Genomic DNA, 11014 nt, shown 5'->3' with positions numbered 1-11014 from the left:
GAACATCGCCGAGCTGATCTCGATGGCGCTGCGCTACGAGGGCTGGCAGGTCGCGGCGGCCCACACCGGCTCGAAGGCGGTGGCGGCGGCCAAGGACTTCCGCCCGGACGCGATCGTGCTCGACATGATGCTGCCCGACTTCGACGGCATGGAGGTGCTGCGGCGGATCCGGTCGGCCGACCCCGACGTGCCGGTGGTGTTCCTGACCGCGCGCGACGCCGTCGAGGACCGGGTCGCCGGGCTGACCGCCGGCGGCGACGACTACGTGACCAAGCCGTTCTCGCTGGAGGAGCTGGTGGCCCGGCTTCGCGGGCTGATGAGGCGGGCCGGCGCCCAGCAGGCCGCGTCGTCGTCGAAGCTCGTCGTCGGAGACCTCGAGCTCGACGAGGACAGCCACGAGGTGTTCCGCGCCGGCTCCGAGATCACGCTGACCGCCACGGAGTTCGAGCTGCTGCGGTTCTTGATGCGCAACCCGCGGCGGGTGCTGAGCAAGGCGCAGATCCTCGACCGGGTCTGGAACTACGACTTCGGCGGCCAGGCCAACGTGGTCGAGCTCTACATCTCCTACCTGCGCAAGAAGATCGACGCCGGCCGCGAGCCGATGATCCACACGATGCGTGGCGCGGGCTACGTGCTGAAGCCGGCGACATGAGGCGGCATCTCGCCTCGCTGACCTCCCGGCTGGTGCTCACCACGGTCGCCCTGGTGCTGCTGGTATCGCTGCTGATCGGCGCCGCGACCACCCTGTCCATGCGGAGCTACCTGCTCGACCAGCTCGACCAACAGGTCCGCCAGTCGGTGCGCGTCGCGGCGGGCGGGCCCGGCAGCGAGATCGGCCAGCTCCGCGCCATCCTGCCCGACGAGGGGTCGTCCCGGGTCGAGGTGGTGCAGCCACCGTCGGCCGGCGAGCCGCCCCGCCAGGTCCAGGTCACCGGGGGGACGGTCACCGACCGGCTCGACGCGGTCCCCCGAGACGGCGAGACCCACACCGTGTCCCTCCCCGAGCTCGGGGAGTACCGGGTGCTGGCGATCACCGCCGACGGCGGCGTGGTCGTCGTCGGCCTCCCCCAGGACCAGGTCGCCAGCACCCTGTCGCGGCTGGTCTGGCTCGAGGTGCTCTTCGCGATGCTGGCAACCGCGATCGGGGCCGGCGCCGCCCTGGTCGTCGTACGCCGCCAACTGCGGCCGCTGCGCGAGGTGGCCGCGACCGCCCACAGCGTGGCGGCGCTCCCACTGGGGTCCGGCCGGGTCGACATCGCCGAGCGGGTGCCCGACCACCTGACCGACGAGCGCACCGAGGTCGGCCAGGTGGGCGCCGCGCTCAACACGCTGCTCGCCCACGTCGAGACCTCCTTGGGCGCCCGGCACCGCAGCGAGCAGCAGGTGCGGCAGTTCGTCGCCGACGCCTCCCACGAGCTGCGCTCGCCGCTGGCGACGATCGCGGGCTACACCGAGCTGGCCCGGCGCCGTCCCGACGACGCCGCGGGGGTGCGCACGGCGCTGGACAAGGTCGAGGAGGAGTCCGGGCGGATGACCTCGCTGGTCGAGGACCTGCTGCTGCTCGCCCGCCTCGACGCGGGCCGCCCGCTGGACCGGGCGCCGGTCGACCTGACCCGGCTGCTGCTCGAGGCGGTCTCCGACGCGCGGGTCGTCGCCCCCGACCACCGCTGGCGCCTCGACGTGCCCGACGACGCCGTGGACGCGCCGTACGAGGTCCTCGGCGACGAGCTGCGCCTTCACCAGGTCGTGACGAACCTGCTCAGCAACGCCCGCCGCTACACCCCTCCCGGCACCACGGTCACCGTCACCGTGCGGCGCGACGGCTTCAGCGTGCACGACGACGGCCCGGGCTTCCCGCCCGATCTCGTGGCGCACGCGTTCGAGCGCTTCGCCCGCGGAGACGCGGCCCGCACCCGCACCGGAGAGGTCGGCGTCGGCCTCGGCCTGGCGCTCGTGCAGGCCATCGTCACCGCGCACGGCGGCGCGGTCACGTTGTCGTCGGCCGCCGGGGACACGACCGTGGACGTCAGCCTTCCGGGATAGTCCCCACGACGGCGGGCAGCGACGCGGCGAGGACGTCGAGGAGCTGCTCGCGGGTGAGGCCGGCGGGGTCGGCGATCCAGGACAGCACCAGCTCCTCGGTCATCGCCGACCAGCCGCGGACCAGGAGCCGCGTGGCGGGCGTGTCGGGGAGGATCTGCCCGCGCGGGTCCTCGCGGAAGACGCGCCCGTTGAGCGCCTCGCGGGCCTCCTCGTAGATCTCGCGCAGCGTCTCGTTGCCGCCGGCCGCGGCCTTGACCAGCGAGAGGTAGCCCTCGTGGTTGGCGACGACGTAGTCGACGTACGCCGCGAGCGAGGTGACCAGCCGCACCATCGGCTCGCCGTCGGCGGGCGGCGTGGTCGTCGCGATCAGGTCGTCGGCGGCCCGGCGCACGACGGCCTCGTGGAAGTCGTGCTTGTTGCCGAAGTAGTGGTAGAGCAGGCCCCGCGAGATCCCGGCCTCCTCGGCGAGCAGGTCGATCGAGAGCTCGTCGAGGGAGCGGGTGGCCAGCAGCCGGACGCCGAGGTCGAGCAGCTGGGCGCGCCGCTGCTCGGGCGTCAGCCGGGTGCGCTGGGCACCGTGGGCGCCCTGGGCACCGTGCGTGCCCTGCGTGCTGGTGGTCACGGCCCTCACTCTATTGACGCATTTTCAATAACGGAAGTACGGTCGGCGCCATGAGCGCGTCCCCCACGCCCACTGCCACCCGACCCGGGGCGGAGCGACACGTCGACCACCTGATCGTAGGCACCGGCTTCGCGGGCCTGTGCGCGGCCACCCGACTGCAGGAGGACGGCGAGGACGACTTCCTGGTGATCGAGAAGGCCGGCGACGTCGGCGGCACCTGGCGCGACAACACCTACCCCGGCGCCGCGTGCGACGTGCCCAGCCAGCTCTACTCCTTCTCGTTCGCGCCCAACCCCGACTGGTCGATGTCGTTCTCCCCGCAGCCGGAGATCTGGGCCTACCTGCGCCGGGTCGCCCGCGAGTCGGGCACGCTCGACCGCTTCGTGTTCCACACCCGTCTCGAGGACGCCACGTGGGACGACGCCGCCCAGCGCTGGCGCAGCCGCGTCGTCGGCCCGGACGGCGAGCGCACGATCGTCTCCACGACGCTGGTCGTCGGCGCCGGGGGCCTCTCGGAGCCCAAGCTGCCCGCGATCGCCGGCATCGAGGACTTCGCGGGCGAGCTGTTCCACTCCTCCCGCTGGGACCACGGCGTCGACCTGGCCGGGAAGCGCGTCGCGGTGATCGGCACCGGCGCCTCGGCGATCCAGATCGTCCCCGAGATCCAGAAGACCCTGCAGTCCACGGGCGGGCACCTCGACGTCTACCAGCGCACCGCGCCCTGGGTGATCCCGCGCCACGACCGCCGCTACCCGGCCTGGGAGCGCGCCGCGCTGCGCCACGTCCCCGGCCTCCAGCGGCTCTACCGGACGGCCGTCTACTGGGCGCGCGAGACCTACGTCCCCGCGTTCACGCTCCAGCCCAAGATCGCGCTGCCGGCCAAGCGGGCCGCGCTGGCGAACATCGAGCGGTCCATCGCCGACCCCGAGCTGCGCGCGAAGGTCACCCCGCACTACGAGATCGGCTGCAAGCGCATCCTGATCTCCAACACCTACTACCCCGCGCTCGCCTCCGAGAACGTCGAGCTCGTGACCGACCCGATCGCGGAGGTGACCCGCAGTGGTGTGGTCACCTCCGACGGCGTTGAGCGCCCGGTCGACGTCATCGTGGTCGCCACCGGCTTCCACACCACCGAGCTGCCGATCACCGAGCACGTGACCGGCCGCGGCGGCCGCACGCTGGCCGACGTCTGGCGCGAGTCAGGCATGGCGGCGTACAAGGGCACGACCGTGCCGGGCTTCCCCAACTACTTCATGCTCGTCGGCCCCAACACCGGCCTGGGCCACTCGAGCATGGTCTTCGTCATCGAGTCGCAGGTCGAGTACCTCCGCGGCGCCGTCCGCGCGCTCCGGCACGGCGGGTACGCCGCGGTCGAGCCGCGCCAGGACGCCCACGACGCCTGGAACGCCGACCTCCAGCGCCGGATGGCCCGCACCGTGTGGAGCACCGGCGGCTGCTCGAGCTGGTACCTCGACGAGCACGGCCGCAACACCACCCTGTGGCCCAAGTCCACGGTCATGTTCCGGCGCCAGCTCGCCCACTTCGACACCGACGCCTACGACCTGACACCCGCCGTACCCGCCCGAGAGGACATGCCCGTATGAAGACGCTCGAGGACAAGGTCTGCGTCGTCACCGGCGCCGGATCCGGCATCGGCCGCGCGCTCGCGCTCAACCTCGCCGGCCGCGGTGCTCGGCTCGCGATCAGCGACGTCGACGACGCGGGGCTCGCCGAGACCGTCGGCATGGTCGAACGAGCCGGCGGCCGCGAGGTGCGCTCGGACCACCTCGACGTGGCCGACCGCGACGCGTTCGCGGCGTACGCCACCGCGGTCGCCGACCATTTCGGCCGGGTCAACGTCGTGGTCAACAACGCGGGAGTCGCGCTCGCGGGCAACCTCGAGCACCTCGAGTATCCCGACATGGACTGGATCATCGGCGTGAACTTCTGGGGGGTCGTGCACGGGACCAAGGAGTTCCTGCCGCACCTGATCGCCTCCGGCGACGGCCACCTGGTCAACATCTCCTCGCTGTTCGGACTCGTGTCGATGCCGGGCCAGAGCATGTACAACGCCTCGAAGTACGCCGTCCGGGGCATGTCCGAGGCGCTGCGCCAGGAGATGCTGATCGAGGGGCACCCGGTCGGGGTGACGGTCGTGCACCCCGGCGGCATCAAGACCGCGATCGCGCGCAACGCCCGCGTCTCCGCGCGCGAGGACAAGGACAAGACCGCGCGGCTGTTCGACGAGAAGCTGGCGAAGATGACCCCGGAGCGGGCCGCCGAGATCATCGTCCGCGGCATCCTGCACAACCGCGCCCGGGTGCTGGTGGGCCTCGACGCGCACGCCGTCCACCAGCTGGCGAAGTTCACCGGCTCGCGCTACCAGGACATCGTCGCCAAGGCCGGCAAGCGCGTGCTGCCCGAGCGCACCACGGTCGTCTGAGGCGACGCCGAGATCGCGGCTACGCGTCCTGGCCCGTGCCCTCGCGGCGTGCCCGGCGGGAGGTGCGCGTGCGCAGCGGGCCCACCAGTCGCGGACCGGCCAGGCGGCTCTCCAGGCGGTGTGCCTCCCGCTTGAGGGGTTGGGCGACGAACTCGCCGAGGATCACGCCCGAGGCGAGCGCGATCGCCACGGACGCGGCGGTGATGATCGCCAGCAATCCGGCCGACGTCTCGGATCCGCCCTCGGTGAGCAGGCTCAGGCCGCGGTAGATCGAGAGGCCCGGCAGCATCGGGACGACCGCCGGGACCACGACGACCAGCGGCGGCACCCGCATCCGGCCCGCGACGGTGTAGCTCACCAGGCCCACGAAGAACGCCGCGGCCGCGGTCGGCCAGGTCCTCCCGACCCCGCCCACCGCGCCGTACGCGGCGATCACCATCGCGACGGCCGCCACCGCCCCGATCGGCAGCAGCGAGCGCTTCGGCGCGTACGACGCGAACGCGAACGCCGACCCGCAGATCGCGGCTCCCAGCGCCATCACCGAGACCGTCTTCAGGTCCGACGCGGCGCCGGGCTCGAGGCGTCCCACGTCGACCCCGACCACCTCCGCGAGCGTGAGGCCGCCGCTGACGCCCGCGATGATGCCGGCCGTCGCGAGCAGCGCCTCGGTGAGGCGGGCGCCGGCCGTGACGTAGAACCCCGACAGCGCGTCCTGCAGGGCACCCATGAACCCGATGCCGGCCAGCAGCATGATGATGTTCGAGGTGACGGAGACGGAGGGGTCCAGGTCCGGCATCGCCGCGCCGGCGGCGACCGCGATGATCGTGGCCACCGCGCCCCCGGCCACCTGCTGGTAGAAGAACGGCAGCCGGCGACGGGCCATGACCAGCTGCAGCCGGTCGATGCACGCCGCGGCGACGAACGCGACCGCGACGATGACCGGGCCACCACCGAGCTGCAGGCCCACCCCCGCGCACATCGCCCCCCAGCCGAGGGTGACCGCCCAGCGCGGCGTCTGGTGACCCGAGGACACGATCCGGGCGAGCCGGGTGCGCGCCTCCTTGAGGTCGACCTCGCCGCGCAGCACGTCGCGCACCAGGTGGTCGACCAGCGTCAGGTCCTCGTAGTCGATGTCGCGCTGCTTGACGTGCCGCAGCAGGACCGCGGCGGGCTCCTCGGGGTCGCGCTGGTAGCTCATCGACAGCGACGTGAACGTGATGTCGATCTCGGGGTTGCGCACGCCGAGGTGCCACGCGAGCGACCGCATGGTCGCGATGACGTCCGCCGCGCCGGCGCCCGAGGACAGCAGCAGCTCGCCGACCCGCAGACAGAAGTCCAGGGTGAGGTTCAGCTGGCGCTCGGGCATGGGCGTCATGTTCCCAGCCCGGCTGGTAGACAGGGCACGTGACCCCGGCCGCGCACCCTCATCCCGGCGACCGGGTGCGCGTCGTGATGACCAAGTGGCGCGACGGGCCGCACTGGGAGTTCGACGCCGACTACCTCGGCCGCGACGAGCACGGCGACTGGCTGGGGATCCTCGCGGGCACCGAGATGACCCGCCCGGGCGCGACGTACGTCGCCCCCACCGACCAGGTCGGCCTCGTCCCCGGCCCGGGGGCCGACGCGGCACGTGGCTGGCTGGCGACCTTCCACGCCGTGGACGGACCGCTGCGGGTGTACGTCGACGTCACGACCCCGCCGGTCTGGGACGGGCGGGTGCTCCGGACCGTCGACCTCGACCTGGACGTCGTGTGCGACAACAGCGGCGCGGTCCGGGTCGACGACGAGGACGAGTTCGCCGAGCACCGGGTGCGCCTGGGCTACCCCGACGAGGTGGTGCGGGCGGCGCTCGCGTCGTGCGACCGGGTGCGCGCCGCGGTCGAGGCCGCGGCCGCGCCGTACGACGGGAGCGCTGAGGCGTGGCTCACCCGGCTGGGCGCTCTCCGCAGACCCTGAGCTGTGGAACGCTGGGGCGATGCGGATCGACTTCCACGCCTCGCCCGAGCCGACGCTCGGCGTCGAGTGGGAGCTCGCTCTCGTCGACCGGCGCACCCGCGACCTGCGCAACGACGCGACGCACCTGTTCGCTCGGGCCAAGCCTCGGCTGTCCGACCCGGACAAGCTGCACAAGGAGCTGCTGCGCAACACCGTCGAGGTCGTCAGCGGCGTCTGCCACACCGTCGGTGAGGCCATGTCCGACCTGCGCCGCACGCTCGAGGTGGTGGTCCCGGCCGGCGACGACCTGGACCTCGATCTCTACGGCGGCGGGACCCACCCGTTCGCGTCGTGGACCGGGCAGCAGCTCTCCGAGGGGCATCGCTACGAGGAGCTGATCAACCGCACCCAGTGGTGGGGCCGGCAGATGCTGATCTGGGGCGTGCACGTGCACGTCGGGATGCCGGACCGCGAGCGCGTCATGCCGGTGCTCTCCTCGCTCCTCAACTACCACCCCCACCTCCAGGCGCTCTCCGCCTCCTCGCCGATCTGGGCCGGCCTGGACACCGGCTACGCCTCCAACCGGGCCCTGATGTTCCAACAGCTGCCGACCGCGGGCCTGCCGTTCCAGTTCGAGCGTTGGTCGGAGTACGAGGCGTTCGTGAACGACGAGCTGGTCACCGGCGTGATCGAGGAGCTCTCCGAGGTGCGCTGGGACGTCCGACCGGCACCGCACCTCGGCACGCTGGAGAACCGGATCTGCGACGGCGTCCCCGACATCGCCGACCTCGCCGCGCTGGTCGCCCTCATGCACTGTCTGGTGGTCGACCTTGACGCCCGCGCCGCCGCCGGCGAGACGCTGCCGACCATGCCGCCGTGGCACGTCCAGGAGAACAAGTGGCGCGCGGCCCGCTACGGCCTCGACGCGATCGTGATCACCGACGCCGAGTCCAACGAGCGGCTCGTCACCGAGGACCTCGCCGACCTGCTCGAGCGGTTGGCCCCGGTCGCGGGCCGGCTCGGCTGCGAGGAGGAGCTGGCGCAGGTGGCACAGATCCCGGTGCGCGGCGCGTCGTACCAGCGTCAGCGCGCGGTCGCCGAACGCACCGGCGGCGACCTGGTGGCGGTCGTCGACTCCGTCGTGCGGGAGCTGCGCGACGGTCTGGGCTGAGCAGCCGCCGACGCCCCGCACCGATCTCGACGTTCACCCGCCCGAAACTCTCGGGCGGGTCAACCGGCCGAGTCGGGTGGATCGACCATCTCGAGACGGACGCCGAGCAGCCGGACGGGCCGGTCCTTCTCGACGCGGTCGAGCAACGAGACGGCGGCCTGCTCGAGGATCGCCGGGTCGTTGCTGGGCTCGGGCAGCGTCAGGCTGCGACTGACCGTGAAGAACGGGCGGTAGCGGACCTTGATGCCCACCCGCGCGGCCGGGCGAGCCTCGCGGTCGATGTCGACCAGCACCCGACGGGTGAGTGCCCGCACCTCCTCGGTGACCCGCGCCCACTCGACGAGGTCCTCCTGGTAGGTCTCCTCGCGGCCGTGGGCGCGCGGCACCCAGGGCGTCGCGTCCACCGGGCTGGTGTCGACCCCGCGACCCAGCCGGTGGTACCACGGGCCCATCGTCGGGCCGAGCTCCGCGGCGAGGATCTGGGCGTCGGAGTGGGCGAGCTGCTCGACGGTGTCGATGCCGAGGGCGGAGAGCTTCTTGGCCGTCTTGGCCCCGATGCCCCACAGGGCGGTGGTCGGCCGCTCCCCCATCACCGGGAACCAGTCGTCCTCGGTCAGCTGCCAGACGCCGCGTGGCTTGCCGAAGTCGGTGGCGATCTTGGCGCGCAGCTTGTTGTCGCCGATGCCGACCGAGCAGTGCAGCCGGGTCGCGGCCAGCACCTCGGCGCGCAGCCGCTGCGCGAACTCGCTCGGGTCGCCGAGCGGGCCATGGCCCTCGCCAGCCGCGAGGAACGCCTCGTCCCAGCCCAGGACCTCGAGGACCACGGGCACCCCGCCCCACTCCAGGCCGCGCAGCGTCGCCATCACCTCTGCCGAGGCGGCGTCGTAGGCCTCCTTGTCGACCGGCAGGAACACCGCCTCGGGACACTTGCGCGCGGCGATCCGCAACGGCATGCCGGAGCCGACCCCGAACGACCGCGCTTCGTACGACGCGGTCGCGACCACGCCCCGCTCGGTGGGGTCGCCGCGGCCGCCGACGACCACCGGCAGGCCCTCGAGCTCGGGGCGGCGCAGCACCTCGACGGCTGCGATGAACTGGTCGAGGTCGACGTGCAGCACCCACCCGGGTGCGCCCTGGTCGTCCCGCTCGCTCATCGCGGCGGCGGGGGCAGGGCGTCGGTCGACGCCATCTGGTCGAGCCCGGTGACCATCAGCAGGTCGGCGACCACCGAGCGCAGCTGCGCGAGGATCGCCTCGGCAGTGAGCAGGTCCGTGCGCTCCACCCGGCCGGTGGCCTCGCCGACGACCAGCAGCGCGTCGCGCGCGGCGGCCGCCATCCGGTTCGCCGCGAGCTCGTCGGCGACCTGGTCGGCGGCGTCCGCGAGGTCGAGCGCAAGCAGGGAGTACGACGACGGGACCGGCCGCCGGCGGTACGCCGCGACCGCGGTGTGCCGGACCAGCACCCGGGTGCTGCGCAGTGCCCGGTCGAGCGGGTCGACGAGGTCGACCATCTTGCGCAGGTCACCCTTGTGGCGGACCCGGAACGGCGAGGACTCGACGACCGACAGGCCCTCGTCGGCGGCGTCCTGGAGCTCGCGGATGAGGTAGTCGGTCGACCGTGCATCGGCCAGGAGGTCCAACGCCCGCGCCGCCTCGCCGTCGTCCATCACCTCCCCGGCCGCACGCAGCAGGGCCGCGACCTTGCGCATCACGACCGCTGCCTGCTCGCGCGGCCGACGCAACGGAGCGGCCGGCACCGCGGTCGCCGCGACGAGCGCGACCACCCCTCCGACGACCGCGTCGGTCCACCGGGTGAACGCCGCCCCGGGGTCGGGCACCAGCGAGGCGACCACGATCGACTGCACCGCGGCCTGGGTGACGAACAGCTGCCCACCGTCGAGCAGGAAGGCCGCCGACATGGCGAGCGCGACGATCAGGCCGATCTGCCACCAGCCCGACCCCAGCCCCACCACCAGGAGGTCGGCGAGGAACACGCCGACCGCGACGCCGACGGTCACCTCGGCGACGCGGCGCAGCCGCTGGCCGTAGGACGTCCCGAGCGCGACGACGGCGGCGACCGGCGCGAAGAACGGCGTCGGGTGTCCCAGGACGTCGGCGGCGATCAGCCAGGCGGCCGCGGCGGCGAGCGCACACTGCGCGATCTGCCAGGACTTGGCCTGCAGGCGCCGGACCCGGGCCCGGACCGAGGTCCGGCTCCGGGCCCGGACCGAGGTCCGGCTCCGGTCCCACATCCGGTCCAGCGGCCCCGCCTCCATGGCCGCGATCCTGCCACGGGGTCAGCCAGGGGGTCAGCCACGAGGTCAGGCACAAGGTCAGCCACGAGGTCAGCCACGAGGTCAGCCGGCGTGGGCCCAGTCCAACGCCTGCTGCAGGTCGGCGAGATCGCGGTACCAGGTGCGGACCTCGGTGCGGCAGCGCGCCCGCGCGACCTTGGTGTCGTACTCGGCGCACTCGGCCCGGGCCTCGGAGTCGGTCGGCGGATAGAGGCCGGTGCCGTCGTAGTACTGGATCTCGAAGCCGTTCGCGGCGTCGCCGGTGACCTCGACGATCGTGTCGCCGGGCGGCTCGTCACCGGTGCCGGCGGTGGCGACCGCCGCGGCCGCGCCGAGGCCGCCGCCGACCAGGACGGACGCCGCGACGGCGGCGAGGAGGACGGTGGGGATCTTCATGGGCAGCTCCCGAGGGGCTCGTGGCGCCGGCGGGTCCGACGCACGAGCGACGCTAGGAGCGGCCGGGGACCTCGGGCGTCGCGCGCGCGGCCACCTGTGGAGGGGGCGGCC

At 73.2% G+C, this 11014-nt stretch carries 11 protein-coding genes; 6 read left to right on the top strand and 5 right to left on the bottom strand.

Annotated features, from left to right (window positions below; translation table 11 throughout):
• On the top strand, window positions 1-652 hold a 652-nt coding region (locus VGD85_RS11120; protein WP_331063504.1), incomplete at its 5' end, for a response regulator transcription factor.
• Complete coding sequence (locus VGD85_RS11115) at window positions 649-2043, top strand: HAMP domain-containing sensor histidine kinase (RefSeq protein ID WP_331063503.1); 1395 nt, start codon at window positions 649-651, stop codon at window positions 2041-2043. The genes VGD85_RS11120 and VGD85_RS11115, both read left to right, overlap by 4 nt.
• Here the strand turns inward: VGD85_RS11115 and VGD85_RS11110 are convergent.
• Window positions 2027-2665 (bottom strand): TetR/AcrR family transcriptional regulator, encoded by a 639-nt coding sequence (locus VGD85_RS11110; RefSeq protein ID WP_331063502.1) that lies wholly within the window; start codon window positions 2663-2665, stop codon window positions 2027-2029. The genes VGD85_RS11115 and VGD85_RS11110 overlap by 17 nt on opposite strands.
• 50 nt (window positions 2666-2715) lie before the next feature.
• Here VGD85_RS11110 and VGD85_RS11105 point away from each other — a divergent pair, with 50 nt between their 5' ends.
• Together VGD85_RS11105 and VGD85_RS11100 are read left to right on the top strand one after the other, a co-directional pair.
• Complete coding sequence (locus tag VGD85_RS11105; RefSeq protein ID WP_331063501.1) at window positions 2716-4269, top strand: NAD(P)/FAD-dependent oxidoreductase; 1554 nt, start codon at window positions 2716-2718, stop codon at window positions 4267-4269.
• Complete coding sequence (locus tag VGD85_RS11100; RefSeq protein ID WP_331063500.1) at window positions 4266-5108, top strand: SDR family NAD(P)-dependent oxidoreductase; 843 nt, start codon at window positions 4266-4268, stop codon at window positions 5106-5108. The genes VGD85_RS11105 and VGD85_RS11100 overlap by 4 nt, the downstream gene beginning before the upstream one ends.
• Window positions 5109-5127: 19 nt before the next feature.
• On the opposite strand, the gene VGD85_RS11095 is transcribed toward VGD85_RS11100, so the two are convergent.
• Entirely contained in the window at window positions 5128-6474 is a 1347-nt protein-coding gene (locus tag VGD85_RS11095) for a threonine/serine ThrE exporter family protein (RefSeq protein ID WP_331063499.1), read from the bottom strand.
• 38 nt (window positions 6475-6512) lie between these two features.
• On the opposite strand from VGD85_RS11095, the gene VGD85_RS11090 reads away from it, so the two are divergent.
• Together VGD85_RS11090 and VGD85_RS11085 are read left to right on the top strand one after the other, a co-directional pair.
• Entirely contained in the window at window positions 6513-7064 is a 552-nt protein-coding gene (locus VGD85_RS11090) for a DUF402 domain-containing protein (RefSeq protein WP_331063498.1), read from the top strand.
• A gap of 19 nt (window positions 7065-7083) precedes the next feature.
• Window positions 7084-8214: a glutamate--cysteine ligase gene (locus VGD85_RS11085; RefSeq protein ID WP_331063497.1), complete on the top strand. Its 1131-nt coding sequence runs from the start codon at window positions 7084-7086 to the stop codon at window positions 8212-8214.
• Window positions 8215-8273: 59 nt separating this feature from the next.
• Here VGD85_RS11085 and VGD85_RS11080 read toward each other — a convergent pair whose 3' ends face one another.
• The 3 genes from VGD85_RS11080 to VGD85_RS11070 all read right to left on the bottom strand — a co-directional run bounded on the left by VGD85_RS11080 (window position 8274) and on the right by VGD85_RS11070 (window position 10903).
• Window positions 8274-9368: a DNA polymerase IV gene (locus VGD85_RS11080; RefSeq protein ID WP_331063496.1), complete on the bottom strand. Its 1095-nt coding sequence runs from the start codon at window positions 9366-9368 to the stop codon at window positions 8274-8276.
• On the bottom strand, window positions 9365-10489 hold the full coding sequence (locus VGD85_RS11075) for an FUSC family protein (RefSeq protein WP_331063495.1): 1125 nt from the start codon (window positions 10487-10489) through the stop codon (window positions 9365-9367). Before VGD85_RS11075 ends, VGD85_RS11080 begins: the two co-directional genes overlap by 4 nt.
• Before the next feature lie 81 nt (window positions 10490-10570).
• Entirely contained in the window at window positions 10571-10903 is a 333-nt protein-coding gene (locus VGD85_RS11070; RefSeq protein WP_331063494.1) for a hypothetical protein, read from the bottom strand.
• Window positions 10904-11014: the final 111 nt, after the last annotated feature.

The organism is Nocardioides sp. (assembly GCF_036401255.1).
In the GTDB taxonomy this organism is placed as follows: domain Bacteria; phylum Actinomycetota; class Actinomycetes; order Propionibacteriales; family Nocardioidaceae; genus Nocardioides.
This window is presented reverse-complemented; position numbering and strand designations above follow the sequence as displayed.